The 22,288-nt window shown below is 50.2% G+C and carries 20 protein-coding genes, 1 tRNA gene and 1 pseudogene; 10 read left to right on the top strand and 12 right to left on the bottom strand.

The window, feature by feature from the left end:
* Positions 1-114: 114 nt before the first annotated feature.
* The 4 genes from AB3R30_RS17690 (at position 115) to AB3R30_RS17675 (ending at position 7,734) form a co-directional block, all read left to right on the top strand.
* Positions 115-2,892: a tetratricopeptide repeat protein gene (locus AB3R30_RS17690; protein WP_458650530.1), complete on the top strand. Its 2,778-nt coding sequence runs from the start codon at positions 115-117 to the stop codon at positions 2,890-2,892.
* Positions 2,893-3,031: 139 nt separating this feature from the next.
* The gene (locus tag AB3R30_RS17685; RefSeq protein WP_458650529.1) at positions 3,032-4,741 is read left to right on the top strand and encodes an iron uptake porin; all 1,710 of its coding nucleotides are present in this window, start codon (positions 3,032-3,034) and stop codon (positions 4,739-4,741) included.
* Between the two features lie 170 nt (positions 4,742-4,911).
* Positions 4,912-6,741, top strand: coding sequence for a hypothetical protein (locus AB3R30_RS17680; RefSeq protein ID WP_458650528.1), 1,830 nt, complete (start codon positions 4,912-4,914; stop codon positions 6,739-6,741).
* 168 nt (positions 6,742-6,909) lie between these two features.
* Positions 6,910-7,734: a hypothetical protein gene (locus AB3R30_RS17675; protein ID WP_458650527.1), complete on the top strand. Its 825-nt coding sequence runs from the start codon at positions 6,910-6,912 to the stop codon at positions 7,732-7,734.
* A gap of 1 nt (position 7,735) precedes the next feature.
* Here AB3R30_RS17675 and AB3R30_RS17670 read toward each other — a convergent pair whose 3' ends face one another.
* From AB3R30_RS17670 to AB3R30_RS17650, 5 genes are all read right to left on the bottom strand, one after another.
* On the bottom strand, positions 7,736-8,905 hold the full coding sequence (locus AB3R30_RS17670; protein WP_458650526.1) for a JmjC domain-containing protein: 1,170 nt from the start codon (positions 8,903-8,905) through the stop codon (positions 7,736-7,738).
* A gap of 150 nt (positions 8,906-9,055) precedes the next feature.
* Complete coding sequence (locus tag AB3R30_RS17665) at positions 9,056-9,475, bottom strand: hypothetical protein (RefSeq protein WP_458650525.1); 420 nt, start codon at positions 9,473-9,475, stop codon at positions 9,056-9,058.
* A gap of 135 nt (positions 9,476-9,610) precedes the next feature.
* Complete coding sequence (locus tag AB3R30_RS17660) at positions 9,611-10,075, bottom strand: phosphohydrolase (RefSeq protein ID WP_458650524.1); 465 nt, start codon at positions 10,073-10,075, stop codon at positions 9,611-9,613.
* 65 nt (positions 10,076-10,140) lie between these two features.
* Positions 10,141-11,325, bottom strand: a complete 1,185-nt coding sequence (locus tag AB3R30_RS17655) for an HhoA/HhoB/HtrA family serine endopeptidase (RefSeq protein WP_458650523.1) — start codon at positions 11,323-11,325, stop codon at positions 10,141-10,143.
* Between the two features lie 225 nt (positions 11,326-11,550).
* Positions 11,551-11,811, bottom strand: a complete 261-nt coding sequence (locus tag AB3R30_RS17650) for a hypothetical protein (RefSeq protein ID WP_458650522.1) — start codon at positions 11,809-11,811, stop codon at positions 11,551-11,553.
* Positions 11,812-12,013: 202 nt separating this feature from the next.
* Between AB3R30_RS17650 and AB3R30_RS17645 the strand changes: the two are divergent.
* Together AB3R30_RS17645 and AB3R30_RS17640 are read left to right on the top strand one after the other, a co-directional pair.
* Positions 12,014-12,184, top strand: a pseudogene (locus AB3R30_RS17645) (IS1/IS1595 family N-terminal zinc-binding domain-containing protein); the annotation flags it as partial.
* Positions 12,180-12,404, top strand: a complete 225-nt coding sequence (locus AB3R30_RS17640; RefSeq protein ID WP_458650521.1) for a hypothetical protein — start codon at positions 12,180-12,182, stop codon at positions 12,402-12,404. The pseudogene AB3R30_RS17645 and the gene AB3R30_RS17640, both read left to right, overlap by 5 nt.
* On the opposite strand, the gene AB3R30_RS17635 is transcribed toward AB3R30_RS17640, so the two are convergent.
* Together AB3R30_RS17635 and AB3R30_RS17630 are read right to left on the bottom strand one after the other, a co-directional pair.
* Positions 12,401-13,807 carry a recombinase family protein gene (locus AB3R30_RS17635; protein WP_458650520.1) on the bottom strand — a complete coding sequence of 469 codons (1,407 nt, stop codon included), beginning with the start codon at positions 13,805-13,807 and terminating at the stop codon, positions 12,401-12,403. The genes AB3R30_RS17640 and AB3R30_RS17635 overlap by 4 nt on opposite strands.
* The gene (locus AB3R30_RS17630; protein WP_458650519.1) at positions 13,792-14,373 is read right to left on the bottom strand and encodes a 2OG-Fe(II) oxygenase; all 582 of its coding nucleotides are present in this window, start codon (positions 14,371-14,373) and stop codon (positions 13,792-13,794) included. Before AB3R30_RS17630 ends, AB3R30_RS17635 begins: the two co-directional genes overlap by 16 nt.
* Before the next feature lie 87 nt (positions 14,374-14,460).
* Between AB3R30_RS17630 and AB3R30_RS17625 the strand changes: the two genes are divergently transcribed.
* From AB3R30_RS17625 to AB3R30_RS17615, 3 genes are all read left to right on the top strand, one after another.
* Complete coding sequence (locus tag AB3R30_RS17625; protein ID WP_458650518.1) at positions 14,461-15,984, top strand: Ig-like domain-containing domain; 1,524 nt, start codon at positions 14,461-14,463, stop codon at positions 15,982-15,984.
* A 48-nt stretch (positions 15,985-16,032) separates the two neighbouring features.
* Positions 16,033-17,772 carry a pentapeptide repeat-containing protein gene (locus AB3R30_RS17620; protein ID WP_458650517.1) on the top strand — a complete coding sequence of 580 codons (1,740 nt, stop codon included), beginning with the start codon at positions 16,033-16,035 and terminating at the stop codon, positions 17,770-17,772.
* Between the two features lie 222 nt (positions 17,773-17,994).
* Positions 17,995-18,068, top strand: a tRNA-Pro gene (locus tag AB3R30_RS17615).
* Between the two features lie 225 nt (positions 18,069-18,293).
* On the opposite strand, the gene AB3R30_RS17610 is transcribed toward AB3R30_RS17615, so the two are convergent.
* From AB3R30_RS17610 to AB3R30_RS17600, 3 genes are all read right to left on the bottom strand, one after another.
* On the bottom strand, positions 18,294-18,539 hold the full coding sequence (locus tag AB3R30_RS17610; RefSeq protein ID WP_458650544.1) for a transposase family protein: 246 nt from the start codon (positions 18,537-18,539) through the stop codon (positions 18,294-18,296).
* A 158-nt stretch (positions 18,540-18,697) separates the two neighbouring features.
* Complete coding sequence (locus AB3R30_RS17605; RefSeq protein ID WP_458650516.1) at positions 18,698-18,898, bottom strand: hypothetical protein; 201 nt, start codon at positions 18,896-18,898, stop codon at positions 18,698-18,700.
* Between the two features lie 85 nt (positions 18,899-18,983).
* Positions 18,984-19,121 carry a hypothetical protein gene (locus AB3R30_RS17600; protein ID WP_458650515.1) on the bottom strand — a complete coding sequence of 46 codons (138 nt, stop codon included), beginning with the start codon at positions 19,119-19,121 and terminating at the stop codon, positions 18,984-18,986.
* Positions 19,122-19,240: 119 nt separating this feature from the next.
* Between AB3R30_RS17600 and AB3R30_RS17595 the strand changes: the two genes are divergently transcribed.
* Positions 19,241-19,465, top strand: coding sequence for a hypothetical protein (locus AB3R30_RS17595; RefSeq protein WP_458650514.1), 225 nt, complete (start codon positions 19,241-19,243; stop codon positions 19,463-19,465).
* Between the two features lie 67 nt (positions 19,466-19,532).
* Here AB3R30_RS17595 and AB3R30_RS17590 read toward each other — a convergent pair whose 3' ends face one another.
* Both AB3R30_RS17590 and ribD read right to left on the bottom strand, forming a co-directional pair.
* The gene (locus AB3R30_RS17590) at positions 19,533-21,059 is read right to left on the bottom strand and encodes a YifB family Mg chelatase-like AAA ATPase (RefSeq protein WP_458650513.1); all 1,527 of its coding nucleotides are present in this window, start codon (positions 21,057-21,059) and stop codon (positions 19,533-19,535) included.
* Between the two features lie 120 nt (positions 21,060-21,179).
* Positions 21,180-22,286, bottom strand: coding sequence for a bifunctional diaminohydroxyphosphoribosylaminopyrimidine deaminase/5-amino-6-(5-phosphoribosylamino)uracil reductase RibD (gene ribD / locus AB3R30_RS17585; protein WP_458650512.1), 1,107 nt, complete (start codon positions 22,284-22,286; stop codon positions 21,180-21,182).
* Positions 22,287-22,288 lie beyond the last annotated feature (2 nt).

Here is a 22,288-nt window from a genome sequence, read left to right as displayed (position 1 = left end):
CGTTGTGATGATTTCAACTGTGAATTACCCGACGCTCATCTGAGTGCAGGTAGAGCGCGGGGCTTCCCGTCTAGCAGGCTAAAATTCAAACAGGGTTATTGGCTGAGGTAAGTGATGGCATTAACGGCATCAGATACGATCGCAGCGCAGTTATTACAAGCGCAGCAGCACTATCAATCAGGAAATTTGGCAGAGGCAGAAGCAACCTATCGCCAGATTGTTCAGCACGATCCGCGTCAGGTGGAAGCGCTGTTTTGGCTGGCGTTGCTGGCAGATCAGGCGGGTAGAACTCAGGACAGCGTCAATTACTACGAGCAGGTCTTGGCAATCCAGCCCAATTCTGCTGAGGCTCACGGCAACTTAGGATCGGTGCTGCTGAAGTTGGGCAAAGTGGAAGGGGCGATCGCCCATCATCGACGCGCCTTGGCACTGATGCCCGATAATGCCAAGGCTCACTATAATCTGGCGATCGCCCTATATGAACAGAAGCAAGATTTAGAAGCCATTGATTTATATCGACAGGCGATCGCGGTGCAGCCTGACTATGCTAATGCTCACCACAACTTAGGCATGGCGCTTTATCGTCAGGGCAAGCCAGAAGAGGCGATCGCCTGCTATCGCCAAGCGGTGCAGCGAGAGCCAAACCATGCCAGCGCTCACAATAGTTTGGCAGTGGCACTGTATCAGCAAAATAAACTGGATGAGGCAATTGAGCATTATCGGCAGGCGATCGCGATTCATCCCGGTTATGTCAATGCCCATGACAATTTAGGAATTGCGCTGAAGCAACAGGGCAAGTTAGAAGAGGCAGCAACCCATTTTCAACGGGCGATCGCCTTCAACCCCAGTTATGCCAACGCCTACATCAACTTGGGTAACGCCATGCGCGAGTTGGGCAGATTCAACGAGGCGATCGCCTATTGCCAAGAATCCATCCGCCTTCAGCCTAACAATGCCGACGCTTACAACACCTACGGCTGTGTGCTAGTGGATTTAGCGCGGTTTAAGGACGCGATCGCCTGCTTTGAAGATGCCGTGCGCCTGCGACCTGACTTTGCCGATGCTCACCTCAACATGGGCATTATTCTGCTGCAAATTGGTGAATTTCGGCGCGGTTTTGAAGAATATCACTGGCGCTGGAAAACCAAGCAGTGTCCCGATCTCCGCTATACCCAAGCCCTGTGGACAGGGGAAGATCTGCATGGCAAAGTGATTTTGCTGACCGCAGAACAAGGGTTTGGCGACACTATTCAGTTTGCTCGGTATGCGCCCCTAGTCGCAGCACGAGGCGGCGAAGTGATCATCGCCTGCCAAAAACCATTGCTGCGGCTGCTATCCACGGTTCCCGGTGTCAGCCGTTGTGTCGATCGCGACAAGGAAAATATCGACATCCACACCCATGCACCTTTACTGGAACTGCCCTACATTCTCGGCACCACCACCGACACGATTCCTGCTAATGTGCCTTACCTGTCGCCGCCCGATCAGACTACCATTCGTCTAGCTGTGCCGCCCGACACCCGGCTCAAAATCGGCATCGTCTGGGCAACCAACCCCAGCAACTCCACCTCTGGCAAGCGCTCCTGCTCCCTCAGCCATTTTCTCTCGCTGCTAGAGGTGCCAGGAATTGCACTCTATAGCCTCCAAAAAGAACAGCCCGCCACCGATCGTGCCCTGCTGAACATCCCACGCCTCCAAGATTTACAAGATCAACTCACCGATTTTGCCGACACCGCCTGCGCGATCGCCCAGCTAGATCTCATCATCACCGTCGATACTGCCGTCGCCCACCTCGCCGGAGCCTTGGGCAAACCCACTTGGACATTGCTGCCCCATGTCGCTGATTGGCGCTGGCTCAGCAATCGCGACGATAACCCTTGGTATCCCACCATGCGCCTGTTTCGCCAAAACCAACCCGCCGCATGGGAAGACCTCTTTGCCCAAGTCGCCGCCGCCCTACAGCAAGAACTAGCCCGACCCTACCCACTCATCAAAGAATCCAATCTCTCAATCTCTAAAACTCAAAACTCAAAACTCAAAACTCAAAACTCAAAACCCACTCCGGCTGACTCACCGCAAGCCAAAACTCAAAACCCAATCATTAATTCCCCCCCCGCGCCCCCTATCCTATCCTTGTCCGGCTTCAACCGCATTCGGCAATGTCGCCACGGCATGATGATGTTTAACGTCAGCGACTTAGGCATTGGGCGATCGCTCGATTTATACGGCGAATGGACAGAAAGTGCAGTCAGCCTATTTCAATCCTTGGTGCAACTGGGCAATACCGTCGTGGAAGTCGGCACCGATATCGGAGCGCATACTGTATTTTTTGCGAAAACAGTCGGCTTGCAGGGAAAGGTGATTGCGATCGAACCGCTGCGAATGCAATTTCAAATGCTCTGTGCAAATTTAGCGCTCAACAGCATCACCAACACTCACAGCTACCCAATTGCCCTCGGAGAAACCACTGGCTTTTTGCCTTTGAACGCGATCGCGAAGCCAGCAGCAACCCAAACATTTCCTACGGCTAACAATGCCCCAAAAGAACAAGTGCAAGTCGCCACCCTCGACAGTTTCGGCATTGCCCAATGTCGTTTGCTCAAGCTAAATGTTGCAGAAATGACCCTGCCCGTACTGAGAGGAGCCAGCCAAACCCTTCAGCGTTGCCAGCCAGCCCTATATCTAGTGGAATTAGCGGAACCACTAGACACCGCTATCACTGAATATCTAAGTTCACTTGGCTACGACCTATATTGGCATCGCCCCCCACTTTATAGCCCCCATAACTTCACCCAAACTTCACGCAACGTTTTTGGCAATCAATCGCAAAGTAACATGCTGGGTTTTCAGCACACCCAAAACATCACAGTTAACGGACTAGAGCGGGTTTGACTCTCATGATTTTTCTCTGAATAACTGGCACAAAGATAAAGATTTAGTCAAGATTTTCCTGCAAAATCCATGGTGTGATTGGATAGATCTATGTTCAGGTGCATGATTGATCCAAGCCATGGACAAGGAGTGAGGCACAATGAAGAATTTTTTTGGTAAGACAACAGTAACCCCAGTGTTGGCATCTGCTGTACTGGGCTTTTTAATGACTAGCACTGTCACTGCTCAAACAAATCCAACCCAAAGAGGTCAAAGCAGTAACCCTATTGGCGCATATGACTTAGAGCCAACCGATGGCTTAGAAGCCAATGACGCTGGATTAGATCAAGTGACCTCCGTTTCCCAGCTTACTGATGTCAAGCCTACCGATTGGGCATTTCAAGCCTTGCAGTCTTTAGTAGAGCGCTATGGATGCATCGTCGGCTATCCTGATCGAACCTTTCGGGGTAATCGCGCCTTGAGCCGTTATGAATTTGCAGCGGGACTGAATGCTTGCCTCGACAAAATCCAGGAACTGATCGCGGCTGGAACCGCGAACCTTGCCACTAGGGAAGACCTGGAAAAGCTCAAAAAAATGATGGAAGAGTTTTCCGTGGAGCTAGCAGCACTACGGGGACGAACTGAGTCCCTAGAAGTGCGAACTGCAACCTTAGAAAAGCAGCAGTTTTCAACCACGACTAAGCTATCCGGTCAGGTTATTTTCGGAGTCCAAGGGAAAAACAGCCCAGACATTGAACTGGCAGGGTTCCGATTTAATGACAATTCTGATCAAATCAACGTCATCAGCAACATACAGCTTAGTCTTTACACCGCTTTTAGTGAACGCAGTTTGCTGTTTACCGGGTTGCAGGCTGGCAGCGGCAGAAGTTTCTCGCAACTGCTGACTAATAATACTCTCTTAGGCTATGAGGGCGATTCGGCAAGCGCTGTGCAACTCAGCGACTTAACGTTTCGGCAACTGGTTGGCAACAACTTTGCAATCATTGCAGGAGCAAAGGGCGTGAACATGATTAACGTGTTTCGCGGCGGCAACCGGATTGAAAGTGCAGGGCAGGGACCGATTTCTTTTCTAGCTCAGCGCAATCCGATTTTGAATCTTGGCTCCAGTGGCGGAAATGGCGATAATGCAGGGGCAGGATTTGACTGGCAGATTGGTAGCCGCTTCTCGCTGCAAGGAGTCTATTTTGCAAACCGAGCTAGCGACCCAGCAAATGGTGGCTTGTTTGGCGGTCAAAACGGTGGCTCAACGGTGGGTGCCCAATTCACGATCGCCCCAACTGACGCGATCGACATCGCTCTGCACTACGCCAATTCCTACTCACCCTCTGGCTTTTTGGGCACTGGCACTGGCGATGATCAAGTCGCGTTGCCCACCGCGATCAACCCTTTTACCCGCGCCCCTATTCAAACCAATGCCCTTGGAGCAACGGCTTCTTGGCGAGTTTCACCTCGGTTCACTCTAGGTGGCTGGGTTGGCTACACCAACTCCGAGTTGAAAGGTTTTTCTAGAAATGTCGAAACCTTCAACTGGATGGCATTTCTCAACTTCCCTGATCTGCTAGCTCCTGGCAACTTAGGCGGCATCTATGTCGGGCAACCCCCCGCCATTACCAGCAGCGATTTGCCCATTGGTAGAAATGTGCCAGATTTTGTGAATCGGGGGAATGTGTTTGCCGCAGGACCAGGCGACCAACCGGGAAGAACCACTCACGTAGAAGCTTTTTATCGATATCGGGTGAATGACAATATCAGCGTCACCCCCGGTGTGATGATCATTTTTAACCCCAACAACAACCCGAACAACGACACGATTACGGTGGGAGTTTTAAGAACTACATTTACATTCTGAGTTCAGGCTAAGTTGGGGAACTTTTTCTGGACTGGATAGTTCTAAAGCAACTACGGGTACTCTTAAATACTGATACCCCTGAGTCGGTGAGTCCTGGTTACAACGGGTGCGGGTTTCATTGTAAGTCTAGTTCACTATTCATTCGCCAATTGATTAGGAGGAAATTTATCGTGATGATTCAATTCACTCGATTCGCTGTCTGTGTAGGCATCGTGGCTGGAAGCCTCGCAGTTGCCACATCCGCCCAAGCTGATATTCCGATTACAGGTGGACAAGTAAGCGGAGATGCTGCCTTTTTCACCCAGTTGAATGCTGGCAATGCAAACACCTTGAATCGTACAGGTTCACCTGTGCTATTTGATACTGTTATTCAAACGCTGCGAATTGTCACTCCAAACGGCACGACGACAACCTCTCGTTTTCTTCCCAATGCCAGCCAGTTTACTGATACTAATGGCAATAGCCGTCCTGATAGTGGCGATAGCGGTCGGTTAGAAGGCGCATTGTCAGGAGTTGCCTTTTCTAGAGTAGGTAACCCCGTTTTCTTCCAAAATATTCCCACAGCCCTTAATTTTACGCTAACTGCTTTTACACCTAGTTCCTTTGGCACCGGATCGTTGATTAGCCCCAACCAAACGGGCACCACACCACTCGTTTTTATTCCTGGAGTGAATGTTGTGTTATCGGATTCTTCCAGCAGTGTTTTTAGTTCTAAAACTGGTTTATTGGAAGTGGGTCCGTTTGCCGCGAATTTAACAGGGGATTTTATTGGGCTACCGTCTGATTTGCAATTGCGTCCGGCGGCGACGGAAGTAACCTTGGTGCCTGTGTTTTTGGGGCGACGGATTAAGTTCGACTTTGAAGGCAAGAATGCCCAAGTAGATGACTCGGTGACAGCTTATGGCGTTGATCCAGCAACAGGGCGCAGAGTTTTAGATTTTGCTGGCGATACAACTAAGTTCACAATAGAAAGTGTAAACACTTCAAATTCTCAGGCGTTTAAGATTGAAGGGGCTGGAACTTTAGATATATCCTTGACTGGACCTTTTGATATCAAGAAAGATGGCTTGAATTTGAATACGGTTACCGGCAGCGTGGATTACCAAATTAAAGGTGAGGGAACGGGCTTTGTCGCGTTTACGGGTGGCAACTCGATCGCTTATTCAGGCACTTCACGAAAAGATACAGAGTTTAAGTTTGAGCAAGGAAGCCGCAGTTTTGAGGGTAAAAGTAGTGGTGATACGTTCTTCACAGTGAGCGATCGCCGCGACAATGTTAACTTCACTCGTTTTGTGGTTATTCCTGTAGTGGGAGTCTCAACCACAGTAGGAGGGGCAGTGATTACGCCTTCTACAACGACGACAACAACAACGTCATCATCTAGCACGACTATTTTTTCAACAACAGTCTTTAACAGTTCATCTATCACCATTTTTCCTGGCTATCGTAATGTGTTGATAGAGACAAGGGGCAACAATGACGATGATGATGATGATGATGACGATAACGGTAGAGGTCGTCGTGCAGGGCGTAGTTCTGGCGACGACGATGATGATGATAACGGTAGAGGTCGTGTAGGGCGTACCTCTGACGACGATGACGATGATGATGACGACGATGATGACGATGATCGGAACTATGGTCGCAATACGTCTTACTACGTTTACCAGCAGAGAGGGACGACTGAAGTAGTAGCAGAGCGGCAAGGCGATCGTATTCTTTTGGTCGATCGCACCGAAGTTCGGGGTCGTAAGCTGAATAAGAAAGGAAAAGTTGTTGCTGCTTATCAAGTGGTAGGGTTACCCAGCCGAGTCTTTCCAGGTATGACAGGACTGCGGCAAATTCCTACAACGACTGTGCAGTCGTCTTCCACAGAGACAGAACCTACTGCACAAGCAGCAGAGTTAAATCCTGGGGAGAGCAACGCAGCGGCTGTAACGCCAGCAGTTACCAGCAATGGCTCAGCTAGTGCGACAAATTCCGCGATCGCGCCTGAATAACTTTCCAGAAAAACTGGATTAAACAAGGACAGGCAGATCGCAACTACCTGTCCTTTTCTTTTGCTCATACCCTATACCCACGCTTAGCAGATGAATCTCCAGTGATTGATTTATGACCAGACATCGAACTCTCTCGGTCGCAAACAAGTTTGTATGGAATGAGCGGCGATGAATCCAATTCGTAAGCTGGGGCGCTGGATGGCTACGGATGCCGAGGGTTATCTAATCAATGAATGTAGTTGGGAAAAGATTCAACCACCTTGGCTCAATTTAGTTTGTGATCTGCGTGATGGCTGTGTGAACCAACTGGGCGATCGCCTTCACAGTCTCTATTTGCGTGGCTCTGTGCCGCGAGGACTGGCGATTCCAGCGGTATCAGACCTGGATAGTGTCGCGCTGCTTTTGGGTGAGTTTGAACCTGATCATCTGGAGGCTTTACTCAAACCTCTACGAACCGCCCTGATGCAACGCTACCCCTTTTGTCTCAAGGTTGAGACAGCCCTGGTTTCGGCAGTAGAGATCCAAGCGCCCACATCGCAGTGGCAAGCGACCCTACAGACGCAAGGATTGTGTATTTATGGGGAGGATGTGCGATCGCACTTGCCCCGATTCAAGCCTGGAGCGGCACTGATCAATCATGCCTTTGATTTGGCTGATGATCTAGCTGACACGCAGACGTTTTTGCGCCAGGCATCTGCCGATTATCCTCACGATAACGCGCACATCAAAGCCCAGTGTGGTTGGATTGCACGACGGATGGTGCGGACTGGGTTTGAACTGGTGATGGCAACTGAAGGCACCTTTACCCGCGATCTTTACCCCTGCTACGAATGCTTTGCTCGTTATTTTCCAGCCCAAGAACCGTTGATGCGAAAAGCATTAGAGTTAGCCATTCAACCCTCTGACAACCGAGAGGGGCTTTTGATGTTTCTTAGTCACTTCGGTGCCTGGTTGGTCGAGAGGGTTGATGCCACACTGGAACGCCCTGATTGAGCTACACTGCTGCTTCGTCTACTAACAACACCCCTTCTGTCACTAATCGCGTCAAGAGTGGCACCACATCTGCCTCTAGGTCTAGATCTGGTGCCCAATCTGCCATCTCCAAAATGCTGAAGCCCTCTGGCTCAAGCAACTTGGGCAGCAAAAGATCTGGCAATCCTTTCAGGGTAATTTGCTTGGTGCCGATCGCGATTTGATGGTGTTGCTCGCCCAATTGGGTCAACTGCATCTGTAAAAATGGTGGGCGGACAAAGCGTGTTTCCAGCCCCTGATGGAAAATCTCAATCCCCAATTGGGCAGGCAGCGAGAAGGGAGCGATCGGTTGAACTTGGTGTGTCAAATGCGCCTGATAGCGTTGCCTCAAATCAGGTTCTTGCAGGCAGTCATGCAGATGTTGACTGAGGTTTGCTAAAGCTTGCTCCAGGGCTTGCGTTTGACCTTGCGTTTGACCATGGTTCACAAAGGGCAAATTTTGTCGCCATGTGGGTTGGTTTTGCAGTTCACCCACAACCCAGAGCAGCCAGTCAATCCCCGTCTGACAATGGATACCCAGGGTGAGGTGTAAGGAGGGACGATCGCCCGCGATCGCATAGTGCCAGTGCCCACGTGGGATATACAATACATCCCCTGGCTTGAGAGTACATTCCAGATAGGGCGGGGCTTCGGGCGGCAGTTGATCCGGTGTAAAGGTGAGGGGAGCAGGCACCGTATCTCGAAAAACAAACCAATCCTTCTCGCCATCAATTTGCAAAATCAACACGTCATGGGTGTCGTAATGATTGTCAAACCCCTGTTGCTGGGCGGGAGAACAGTATAAGTTGACCTGTGCCTGATGTCCTGTTTCGATGCGGAGGGCAGTGGTCATGGCAGAGACGGCTGGCACCACCTCATCAATTTCGTTAATAATCAGCGTTGCACCTTCCTGGATGCGATCGTGCCAGATGGTGCGATCGCATCCAGGAAGGGATTTTCCATCCAGGGAAAAGCGCAAGTTGGGATCTTCAAGCCGATGAAAGTTCAGCAGATTATTTAAATCTTTCCAGGTAAACAGCGACTGAAATTTTTGCCCCCTTTCATCTGGGATGTAAACAGCCTGCTGTGTCCAATCCTGGCTCAAAAACTGATCAACCGGATAAGGGGCAAGAATCTCTTTGAGCGCTTTCATAACAACAACTGTGAAAAACCATCAAGCTCTGCCCGATTGGGAGGTTAGGGAGAGTGGGGAAGCCAATAGGGTGGATTACCACCTATTCACCCATCCACCCTACCCATTACCTCTGCACCCATCTACCATCAAGAATGCCGCTGAGATGCACTAGAAGCCAATCCGAACACGAACTCCACCTGAATCATTATTGCGGTTTGGGTAGCGCACTGGAACCTGCGGTAGTCCATAGATAGGGCGCACTACACGGACGGGGTGCTGCACACGAATCGGAGTCCGATAACGGATGGGTTGCTGCACACGAATTGGAACTAAGCGCCGTGCATTGTCGTTATCCCGCCTGTTGTCGTTACTCCGCCTGTTGTCGTTATTCCGCCTGTTGTCATTTCTGTCTGCAATCAGCACTGACTGAGAGGCGCTTTGGCTTAGATTGACTACATCCATCTCGATCGCTGATTGACGATTGGGTTGGTTGGAAGGTGATGCACTGACTGCCGCTTGAGAAACCATCGGGAACAAGAATGCGGACTTGATCCCTAAAAATAGGCACATGAGGAGTTTCGGATTCACAATCTTCCTCCAGGAGAGTAATTTGACCAACCAGTTAGACTACGGCGGTGTCTGTATGGTTCAACCAAAAAGGAGAAATACATCCAAATAAGCAACTGTACCGAATCTTTAGATTAAAGCTGGCAACGACTACGCCTAATGCCTTGTCTCTTCCCATTTCTGGATCTGGTGTATGACCTGCTGATGCGCTCTGTGGTAACGCTGGAGCCGTTGCAGGTCTTTCTCGGACACATTTTCTAATCGGGTCAAAGTCATGTTATCTTCCAGGTCATAGCGTTTGACGTGGGTGGCAAGAGGATTGGTCAAAACGCGATCGAGGAATTGGTCGTAGGTTTCTGCGGGGCGGCGGGTGAGACAATCCAGGGCGATAATGATTTCGGGTGGAAAGCCCTCAGCGATCAGATGATCGAGCGTCCAGTCAGAGTCTTCCACCACGTCATGGAGGACAGCAACGATTTGTTCCTCAATGACTTGTCCGCGCATCATTAAGCGAATGGGATGCAGGATATAAGGGGCGTGGGCTTTATCTAGCTGATCTTGGTGAGCGATCGCCGCGATCGCCACTGCCCTCGCCAACAGTTGGTTCAACGAGATTTCCACGCGATCGCCCCCGTAAAGTTCATTGATCAGGCAATGCGTTGAGCAAAATCGAAAAGCACCGATGATTAGCCATTTTGCTTTGGCATAGGAGCAGGTTTCACGGTCAAATTAACCGATTGCCCGTTCCGCTTTACCGTTATGGGGAGCGGGTTACCAATTTGGGCGGATTCAACTTGCTGCTGCACTTGCTTAGATGCTTGGACAGCGGTGCCATTAATTGTTTCAATCACATCACCGGCTTTTAAGTCTCCTTGTGCTGCCGGCGAATTGGGCTGTACTGCCAAAATAATGACTCCTTGGTCTTGCTCAACCCGCACATCACCCTCTCGGCGGTTGATTTGCTCACGCAGTTCGGGACTCAGTTCTGCCATTTGAATCCCTAAGTAGGGATGATCCACTTTGCCAGTTGCAATCAGTTGTTCTGCAACCCGTTGAGCGGTCGCGATCGGAACCGCAAATCCAATTCCAGATGCGCCTTGAATGATTGCCGTATTCATTCCCACCACTTCGCCGCTGGAGTTAATTAACGGTCCACCAGAGTTGCCAGGGTTGATGGCGGTATCAGTTTGAATAAAGTTAACGCGGGAAGAACTGCCGAAATCTGCGCCCGATCGCCCGGTAGCGCTGATGATGCCTTGGGTAACAGTATTATCGAGTCCAAGGGGATTCCCGATCGCAATGGCGGCTTGCCCTGGCAGGAGGCGATCAGAGTCTCCTAATTTCACAGTGGGCAGTCCAGATGCATCGATTTTAATCACTGCTACATCAGTCGTTTCGTCTGAGCCAACCACTTCTCCTTTGAATCGCCGCCCGTCTTTCAGAACAACGCTAACCGTGTCTGCCCCAGCTACAACATGAGCATTCGTAAAAATGCGCCCATCTGCTGACGTGATGAAGCCCGACCCTGTGCCCCGTTGCAACCGTTGGGATGGTGATTGTTCGCGTTGCCGTCCCCGTTGATCTTGACCAAACAGTGAACCAAAATCCAGGTTATCTAGAGGTTGTTCAACTGCACGGCTGGAATCAATCCGCACGACAGCAGGACCCACTTGTGCCACAATGTCGGCTACGTAGTCGGGTGCATTAGGGTTGATCGGGCGGGGTACTTCAACTTGCGAGATCTGTTTGGGTTCAGCGGACGCGGATTGTTCAATCCCGTTGTTTCCAACCAGCGAGTTTGTACATCCAGTGCTAGCAGCGATCGCGGCAAATGCGATTAACGACAACGGCAGCTTTAAAGAGGAGTTCATGGGGTTTTAGTCCTAACCAAATTCACGGTGACTTTTTTAATTTAGCGTCCTCATATGAAGTTGGGATGTAATTCTTATCAACGCAGCATCGCGTTTTTTCAGCTAGATTAATCTGCCTTCTTATAAGTATGCATTGACTCAGGCTGGGCAAGCCTTGACTCAGACTGGTTAGATTTTCTGAATATTTTCGAGCTTAAAAAAGCGTGCCCAATCCTTTGCAGCACTTTAGTCCGATAGGTGTGATTTTTTGTTGACCTCTCCATCAAATGGCTGAACGCCTGTTTCGGGATAGGAATTGTCATCAGGACCAAAAATGCGAGAGATTGCAGCGGAGAAATATTGAATGATATTATCAATTAATTTTGGCATACTCATGATCGCCTCCAGTGAAGTTAGGTGAAGTGGATGATTTAGCCTGCTAGCATTAGCGATCGCGCTTTCTTTGCTGTGCGATCGCCTTACTCCTTTATTATGATGATTTCCCAAGAAGATCTGCTTTTTTGCATTAATTGTTTAGGTTAATGTTGCAGTTTCTAACACTTTAAAGAGGGCTATGAATTTTGCAGGAATTGCTAAATGCTCGAATCAATACTGCACCCAACTTAAAGCAGCGATCATAGTGGAGTAACTTTCTGAAGCTAGAACTTTAGGCGTTACATAATAGTGATGTGAGTTGAGGCTAAATCTGATGCAATGTCCTGAGTGTGGTTCCAGCCATATCCGTAAGAATGGGAAGATGCGAGGGCAACAAAATCACATTTGTGTTGCTTGTGGTCGTCAGCTTATTGATGGTTACACTGCTCCTAAAGGCGATTCCGATGAAATGAAAGCGACCTGCTTAAAAATGTACGTCATTGGCTGACCTAACTACAGGCAAAGATAAAATCGTTGATTTGCTGGTTGAAGTGCAACAGGCAGGAGAGGATATCAGATTTCTGGTGCATGTGGAAACGCAATCTTACAGTGAGCGAGACTTTACCCAGCGGATATTTTTTTACTTTGCACGCCTATATCAGAAGGGGCGTGGCATTCGGGCAATCCTGTTGTATGTCGCCGACTTTAAGGAGACCTGTGTCTAAGGTGGGCTAAAGAAAAAGATGAGTTTCAGGTTCCAGCTTTTGTCTTGGCGAATGAGGTCGATCTGGCGGAGAAATTCACGGAAGTAGAAGCGGCGCTCGGTTTCAGAAAGGTCGAGCCAGAATTGGGGCAGGGAAACGGTTTGCACGGTTGCTTTTAAGTCTACTGGCGGCAACTGGGCAAGCTGATTTTCTAGTTCTGCCATCTCCGATCGCACCTTATACGCCCTCAGATCCGCCGTTTCTTGATCCAACACGCCAGTTTCAACTAAGGGTTTAAGCTGATCCAACAATCCTTGCTTTGCCGCGATCGCGCCCCCAATGCCCTGCTTAATCCGGATCAGGTCGGGCAACTCCACTCCCGCGATCGCCTTGGGCAAATCTTCGCAAATCCTTGTAATCGTCGTTTGCAAGACGGCATCGTAGTCAATCGCTTTACACTTTGGCTTGCGGGCGCACTGGGTGGGACGTAGGTAAAGATAGTCTCGATCTTTCCGATGACTGGTGACTTGGGCGATCGTCATGGATGACTGGCACTCACTGCAAAACACCAACCCCGCCAGCGATCGCGGCGCACTGGCAGACCGACGAGGCAATCGACGATTGCGGCGCAGCAGGCGATCGATTTGAGCCGCTTCATCCCGCGACAGAATTGCATCATGGGTATTGCGAATCCGGTTGCCATCCTGATATTCCAGATCGCCACGATAAACGGGATTCGCTAACCAGCGCTGCCCGGTGGAAACCGAGATCCGTTTGCTGTAGCGTTTTGCCAAGTAGCGGACGGCACCGCGCACTGTGCCATAGAGCAAAAATTGCTCAAAAAAATCTTTGATCACTGGGGCTGTACTGCGATCGATGACATAACCACTTTTGCCCCGCCGATAGCCATAGGGCGCTTTACCAGGCGGCGGCAAGGCTTTCACTCGATTACGGGCATGTCCCTGACGAATGCGACGGCTACGCTGTGCCATTTGCATCTCTTGCAGCCGCTTCAGCATTTCTGCTTGCAGGCTTTCAGCCGGCGGTAGGGTCTGTAATCGCCCTTCAGCGTCAGCAGGCAATTGATCCAGGCAGATCAACCCAATCCCCAACGATTCCAACTGGGCTAGGCGATCGCCTACCGATTGCATGGACTCGCCCAATTCTTCCAACTGCCGCACCAGTACCCATCCAGTCGGCATCGTTTGACAATCTGTTATAAGCTGCTGCCACTGCGATCGCGCCTGTTCCAGTGGCTTTCTTGCTGACTTCTTTCCGCCTGACGCTCCTGCGCCAACCGCTAAATCCTGATAGGTCTGCTCAATCTCCCAGCCCCACGTCGTGGGATCAGGCGCAGATTCCAACAACGGATCAGTATAGATATAGGCAACCACTCGCATTGATTTGTCTAATGAAATAACCAACAGGTCATCGTATATTTGCAGCCTCGCAAAACAGGCAACGTTTGGTAAGGGTGAGTGTAGCAAGCAGGAAACACGACAATGCTACCCACAGTCGGTTTGACTTTGATACTTTGGCGATCGAACAGAAGTTCGCCGCCTTCAAACGCATCATTCAAAAAGCCAACAATGCTAACATCCCGCGCAGGTAACCCTTTAGCAAGCTCTTCATAGCGATTGGAGAGCAGCAATCCGTCAGAGTGGCGCTTGTAGCTTTGCCCTGGACGATAGCGATCGATAGAATACAGTTCCGCATGGCTAAAAGGCACCTCATAGCGCTTGGCAAGCAGATCCCGAATTCCTTGCAGCTTGCTCAACAAAAGCTGATTGGTCGATTCCAGCAAAGGGTCGCAGTTATCCAAGGGCAACACTTCTCCGCTGCGCCGTTCTCCCGTGAGGCTGGCTCCGGGTGGCGGTGATTTGAACTCATAGCACTCCGCAATTTGCACCACATGGGCACACAGAGAAGGTTCGAGCAATGCCTCGACCAATAGAACATCTGCGCCTAAATCTTTAAAGGGAACTCCCATCTGTTGCTAGTTCTGCGTGTATGTTGGATCTTAACGCTGAATCGGAATAGATTTCCTAAACTGAAATCATCCCTCTACAATTGCTCTATGCAACGATCGCCTTCTTTCAAATCATCTCCCTCGTTTCTGCAACCGCTAGATCGCGTTGCCATTGTCCTTTTAGTCGTCCTGCTCGTGCTAATTGGGCTGCTGCTGTGGGGCGGCGATCGCACGGCTCCGCGTGTTCGTGACTTTACCTGGCAAAACAAGCAAGTTGGGGCAGACGACACCGCTTTTATCCTAGGGTTTAGTCGTCCGATGGATCATGCCAGTGTCGAAAAGAATTTAAAGATTGATCCCCCTTTACCCGGAAAGGTGAGTTGGGCAGGGCGACGCATGGCTTATACCCTAACGCTGCCAGCCACTTATGGCAGTGAGTATCAGGTGCGGCTAGAAAACGCTCAAGATTACTTTACTCAAAAAGGTAGTCAACGCGCCCCGATTCAGCCATTTCAAACATCCTTCCGCACCCGCGATCGCGCCTTTGCCTACATTGGCACCCAAGGCGAAGAAACCGGGCGATTGGTGTTGGATAACCTGACGAAACAAGAGCATGTCATTCTCACGTCGGCTGATTTTGTCGTCAATCAGTTCAAACCCTATCCCTTGGGCGATCGCATTTTAATTGCTGCTACGCCTCGCGCTGCCCAAGCTCAAGGCATCCTGGAGCAAAAGCTCTATCGCGTTGCCACTGGAATTCAAGTGGAATCGCCCCCTGCTCAAGTGGGTGCCCAAACCGATGGCAACCCGATTACTGCCTTCCCGATCGCGGCAGCGGGCACTACCGAGTTAGTCCTAGACAGCACTGCTTACCAAAACCTAAAGTTTGATCTGTCTGCCGATGGCAAAGTGATTGTGGTGCAGCGAGTCAGCCGCACCGACCCAGCCGATTTTGGACCCTGGATTTTACGGGATGGCAAGCCACCGGAAGCATTGCAGGGTCAACCCGGTGGCGATTTTTTGATTACCCCCGACAGCGACTCCCTCGCGATCGCCCAAGGACAGGGACTCGCCGTCTTACCGCTCCAACCCAACGCTGCCCCGCTCAACTTTTTGCCCAAATTTGGCATAGTCTTAGCATTTTCAAGGGATGGCTCCCTCGCCGCCATGGTGAAATTTAACACCGACCGGACGCGATCGCTGTTTCTGGTAACCAATCAAGGCATACAAAAAGAATTAGTGCGAACCACTGGCTCTATTTTTGCGGCTCAATTTGATCCCGCCAAACAAATCCTTTACAGCTTGTTATCTGAACTGATTTCAGGGGAAACTTATCAAGAGAACCCTTACCTAGCCGCGATCGATCTGAAAACCACTAAACTTACCCCTCTAGTAGACTTGCCCAATCAACGAGACATTCAATTCAGCCTTGCACCCGATGGACTGGCAATTCTCTATGACCAGACCACAGCCCCCCCCCAATCGGATGCAGCATCTAGTCCGAATCAAGCCGGGAAGTCGATCGCCACCAGCAAACTCTGGCTCCTCCCCATTAACACCGCATCTCCCACCTCAAACCTCAAACCTGAACCTCTTCCCTTTGCTGGCATCCAACCCCGCTGGCTCCCCTAAATCGCCCCTCGCTACTCGCCACTCGCCACTCATCAATCCCCCTTCCCCATGAATCCCCAGGAGATCCTAGAGCGCTATCGTCAAGGAGAACGCGACTTTTCCCACAGAGATCTCAGCGGTGCAAACCTGAGCGGCTTTAATCTACGCGGCGCAAACTTGACTGGAGCAAACCTAACCGAGGCAAATCTGAGTTGGGCATTTTTAAACCAAACCACTCTCACCGAAGCCTGTTTGCGACGAGCGGATCTTCGCAACGCCTCGCTAAATGGCGCAGCCCTAAATCAGGCAATTCTCAGCGGCGCAAATCTTAGCAGGATTGACCTGCGCCTTGCCAACCTGCAAAACGCAGACCTAAACTGGGCAGTGATGCAAGAAGCCGATCTCGCCAGTGCGAACCTGACTTCTGCAAAACTAGATCAGGTCAACCTGGATCGGGCAAAGCTCAACAGCGCCAACCTAGCTGGAGCAGAACTGATGGAAGCAACCCTCCGCCGTGCCAATTTATCCAATGCCAATCTCGATCGCGCTAATCTGCGAGAAGCCCATTTAGAAGAAGCAAATTTGCGGGAAGCAAGCCTGCGGGGTGCCAACTTAACCGAGGCGAATTTGAGTGGAGCCTATCTCCGCCAAGCAAACCTGAGCGAAGCCGACCTGCACCGTGTTGTGTTGGCAGGTGCCGATCTAAGCGAGGCGATCCTCACCAGTGCCGACCTCAGCCGTGCCAACTTATCTGGCTCCTATTTACTCAAAGCCAGCTTGCAAGGCGCTCATCTACTGCGGGCAAATCTGCAAGATGCCTACTTACTCCGCACTGATTTGAGTGAAGCTAATTTGCGGGGAGCCGATTTGCAACGGGCAGATCTCAGCGGTGCCTATCTGAGCCACACCAGTCTGAGCGAAGCAGATTTAACCGGTGCTTACTTGCTAGAAAGTCATCTGATCCAAACCACGGTGGATGGAGCAATTTTGACGGGGTGCTGCATTTACAACTGGCACCCGGAAGCAGTGGATTTCTCTAAGGTGCAGTGTCGCTATCTCTATACCCAGTTCAACCATACGGAAAAAAAGCCAACCGATCGCGTTCCCCAAGGACGCGAATTTGAACCGGGCGAAATGAGTGCCTACTACCAGGATGACCATACGGGCGTAGATTTATATTTTACCGAGTCGGTGAATTGGGAAGTACTGGCATTCACCTTAGTCCAAGCTGCGGCTGAAGATCCAGGACTGATTTTGAAGGTAAAATCCTATGAACCGGTGGAGGATAATTATTGGGTCAAACTTTCTGCCAATCGCACGGTGAATTCTAAAGTGCTGGCAAGACGGATTTTTCAGCTTTATCCAGAAGTGAAACAGCGATTGTTAACCCACCGACCCAAAATTTTGAGCTTGCTGGGAATTGCCTTAACAGATCTAGGAGACTCTGCCACGCCTCCTGCCACGGCTGAGAAATCGCCCCAAACAACGGGCGATCGCCGCGCCTATCTGTATCAAGAAGTGGTGCGTCAGATTCAGTATATTTTGGTTACCCAAACACCGGATCAATTGGTTGAAAGCGTTCAGCGATTACTAGACTATCTCCAGCAAGAAGGCATCGGCACCCAAGACATTCAGCGCAAGGTGATTAGTCAAGCAGTCGCCCAACGGGCTAAACGGGATGAAGCCTTTCGAGATCATTTGCTAAAATGGAGCGCCCAATCGCCAAACCCTGTGCGTTCATCTCCAGTGGGACAAGCCCTCCAAGTAGCGATCGCTCTGTTTAGCAATCCTCAGTCACCGCAGCCTTAAAATCAGGGCACAATTTTACTGCCCTCAGCGTCTTGCTAAAAAGATTGACTGAACTTCTGAGGGCAGCCTAGTCTGCCCTTTTTATTATTCATATGCTTGCCAGAAATCTATGGGCAGTTATTCCAGAACTCGAAACGACACAAGACTCTTCAGCCTTCTAATGTTGAACTTTGAGAGTGCTAAAATGAGATGCGATTAATTCTGTTATGATTAGTCGCTTAACGGGATGTGGCGCAGCTTGGTAGCGCACTTCGTTCGGGACGAAGGGGCCGTGGGTTCGAATCCCGCCATCCCGATTTTTCTTTGTGTACAATAACACTTTGTTTGTCATCGATAACAAATTAGTGTCGTCATTAACATTCTTTTGTCGGCTAACACTTTTTATCTATCGTTAACACTTTGATGTCATAAAGTATTGGGGTAGCCAAGACAGTTGGAAGACAACAAACTATTAAGCTGTTGATCCCGAACGGAGTGCGCCTTTCAATTCACCTTAATAATGAATAGAACTCTTGCAAAAGTCAGCTAGCCAGAGCTAGTTCGTAATTGTAGAGTGCGGCAATCAGATTGCAGCGTAAGCCAAAACGCCGTCTACGATTACGATAGCGCTCAGGTAGAATCTTGAAGATTTTGAGGCACCGATTCACATGCTCAGCGACCACCCGCTGTTGCGCTAAGGTGCGATTGTACTGTTTGTTTGTTGCACTCAACTTGCCCCTTTTGGCTTCTTCTTCGGTATCCGCACTTTGGAATGAAGCTTCTGCCAGCCTTGGTATCCCTTGTTCCCCCTTCCTTCACTCTGGGGGTGGACTCTGACTTGACTAGGAACAAACAACTTGAAGTCATGCCGTCTCCCTTTGCCATAGGCGGTACACACAATTTGCTGAGTATGCTGATCCACGATCAACTGAATCTTGAGCGTGTGTCACTGCTTCTTGCCACTGTAAAAACGCTTTTGATAACGCTTTGGGCGCTCAATAGGCGATTCAGTCACATCCACCACGATCGTCTTGGGTGGGTCAGGATTGGTGAATAGATGCTTTTTTCCGGGCAATCTAAACTTGCCAGAACGAATTAGGCTGGTTTCGACCCGTTGTACCGTGCGGCAAATCGTTGATTCTGCCACGCCCCAATCTTGAGCAATATGGAAATAAGTCCGGTACTCTCGCCAATACTACAATGTGACCAGAACTTGATCTCGGACGCTTAACTTACTTGCGCCCCGCTTTCTGTTTGGTTTGCCCTCGCTGCTCGATTACCTCAAAGGTCGCCTCAAAGGTCGAAAGGTGAACCCCAAACAGTCGCTTGAAATCGCGATCGAGCAACTCTTTTGCTTGTTCGTATTGCATCGTAAAAGTGGATTAGGTGTTCAAAGTCTTGTACCCTAACTCAATTCACTTTCGCAAGAAGTCTAATCAATGAATTATGTGAAATCCTGGACAATCTATGTATATCCTCTGGATATTTGATGAATGAGTCAGCAACTTATTATTCTGTTGAACTGATGCATGATTTAGTGAATCGTTGCCCAACAACATTTGGTAATGCGCGAGGAGTACGTAATTTGTTTGAACAGGTAATCTCTGCTCAAGCTAGCCGAGTTATAGAACTTGAAGATCCCAGCGAAATTGATTTATGTACTTTGGATGCAGCGGACTTTATCGCTACTCCTCTAGTTCTTGCTGCTTCATAAAATGATGTCGCGTCATTGATGTTCCTAGAAATAGATTTATTTCAATCCACAAAGCTTGGGCTGATTTTTATTGCAGGCGATCGATAGTGCGGTACTGAATCGCTTCTGCGATGTGGTGCGTTTGCAGAGCGTCATCTCCGGCGAGATCGGCAATGGTGCGACCCACTTTGAGAATGCGATCGCTGGCTCTAACGGATAGCCCTAACTTACGAATCGCGGATTCTAGCAAGGTTTTGGTGGGATCGTCTAGCACACACCATTCGCGCAAATTTCGGGATTGCATTTCCGCATTGCATCGTAAAGCGGTTCCTTGAAATCGCTGTTGTGCTTGCGATCGCGCGATTTCTACCCGCGATCGCACCGTGGCGGAGTCTTCCCCCGTGGGTTGTTGAGTAATCTCTTCTGGCTTAAGCCGATTCACCCCAACCTGTAGATCAATTCGATCCATGAGTGGACCCGATAGCCGCGACCAATATTGCTCTCGCGATCGCGGTGTGCAGGTACAAGGCTGGATCGTATCGCCATAAAACCCACAGGGACAAGGATTTGTGCTGGCAACCAGGGTAAACTGGGCAGGAAAAGTCACAGACTGACGGGTTCTAGAAATATTGACGTGCCCATCTTCCAAAGGCTGCCGCAAAAACTCCAGCACATCACGCTTAAATTCTGTTAATTCGTCCAAAAAGAGAATGCCACGGTGCGCCAGAGAAATTTCTCCTGGTCGCGGAAAGCTGCCGCCGCCTACCAGAGAGGGACCGGATGCCGAATGATGCGGACTGCGGAACGGGCGCGTGGTGACTAAAGAACCCTTATTTTTCAGCAGTCCAGCGACGGAGTGAATTTGGGTGACTTCCAACGCTTCTTCAAAGCTTAAGGGTGGCAAAATAGACGGCAATCGTCTCGCCAGCATAGTTTTACCACTGCCAGGAGGTCCTACAAAAACCAGGTTATGTCCTCCAGCCGCCGCAATTTCTAAGGCGCGACGAGCATGGGCTTGTCCTTTCACATCATGTAAATCGGCACCACAAAAGCGATCGCGCTCCAGTTCTGCCAACCCATCCACTTCAGCCGCTAGGTAGCGATCGGGGTTATTGAGAAAATCCCCAATTTCCGACAAGTGCTTAAAGCCAAATACCGATATGCCTTTGACAACGGCGGCTTCACGCACATTATCTGCCGGAATCACCAATCCCTTAATACCCATGCGCTTGGCTGCCGCCGCGATCGCTAAAACCCCGCTGACTGCACGGACGCTGCCATCCAAAGATAACTCCCCAATGAATAAATAATCATCTAGCAACGTTGTTTTTACCTGTTCTGCCGCTGCCAAAATGCCTACGCTAATTGGTAAATCAAAGCTAGGACCTTCTTTCCGCAGATCTGCCGGAGTCAAATTCACCACAATTTTCCGCATTGGAAAGGCAAAGCCAGCATTCTTAACCGCTGTTCGCACACGCTCCTTGGATTCCTGCACAGCGGTATCGGGTAAGCCCACCACCACAATTCCGGGCAGACCTCCAGCAATATCCACTTCAACTCCCACTTTGACAGCATCAACCCCAATTAGCGACGCACTCCAAACCCTTGCAAGCATGACAACTCTTTACGATGGCTACTTCCTAGAGTTCCCAAATGCCTAAGCTCCTAACATCTCAAGTTGGGTAGTCAGTCAAAGCTAAGGTGCTGTTATTGAGTCCCCTGCCTAAGATCAGGATCAATGCGGTGAGAGTCTGGTTTTATTTTTAGGCAAATATCCTTCAATCAGTAAATCTGAGCCGATCGCGCGCCAGCTAACTGGGTTTAGGGTAAGGGCTTCTGTCATTTTTTTAAGCCCCAAATCCCCTACAGGAGAAGGCGCTGTCACCCCGCCGATGATTTTGGGGGCAATAAAGGCAAGGACTTTTTGCACCGCCCCTTCCGCGATCGCACGGGCGGCTAAAGTGCCACCACATTCCCATAGCACTGTTAAAAAGCCGCGATCGTAGAGGTGAGCCATGACAGTACTTGGGGTGAGAGGTTCTAGTTCTACCACATCTACCCCCCGTTGCTTCAAGTCAGCTTGGAACATTTGCTGAACGCCCACTTGGGTTAAGACCAGAGTAGAAGCAACGCTGGTATTCCACACATTGGCAGAGATTGGAAGATCCAATGTGCGGCTCATAATCACTCGTAGCGGGGTTTGACCCGGTTGGCGGCTGGTGAGTAAGGGGTCATCTGCGCGCACAGTATTGCCACCCACAATTACGGCATCGCAAGTTGCCCGCAGTTGATGAACCTCGCCACGAGCCGCTTCACTAGTCACCCAGGCGCTATGTCGAGTCACGGCAGCAATTTTTCCATCTAAGGTCATGGCATATTTCAAAATACCAAACGGTCGATGGTGCAAAATTCGATGCACAAAGGCTTCGTTTAAGGTTTGACAGGCAGATTCTTCAATGCCAACAGAAACCTCAATGCCAGCCTGTTTCAGTCGATCGCTGCCTGTCCCCGCAACCTGGGGATTGGGATCGATCATGCCAATCACAACTCGCCCAATTCCAGCCGCAATCACCGCATCTGAGCAGGGAGGAGTGCGCCCATGATGATTGCAGGGTTCTAGATTGACATAGAGGGTTGCGCCCTTAGCGCGATCGCCTGCCTGTCTGAGGGCAAACACTTCCGCATGGGGATCACCGGCTTTGGGATGAAAACCCTCGCCCACAATCTCACCGTCCTGCACAATCACGCAGCCTACTAGCGGATTGGGGGCAGTTTTGCCTGCTGCTTGCCGTGCCAAGATCACACAACGCTGCATCATGGCACAATCAATATTTTCAGCCATTT

It is taken from the genome of Sivoneniella epilithica UHCC 1019, assembly GCF_040830845.1.
GTDB lineage: Bacteria > Cyanobacteriota > Cyanobacteriia > Leptolyngbyales > Leptolyngbyaceae > ULC077BIN1.
Note: the sequence above shows the minus strand (reverse complement) of the source record. Positions and strands in the feature narration are given on the sequence as shown.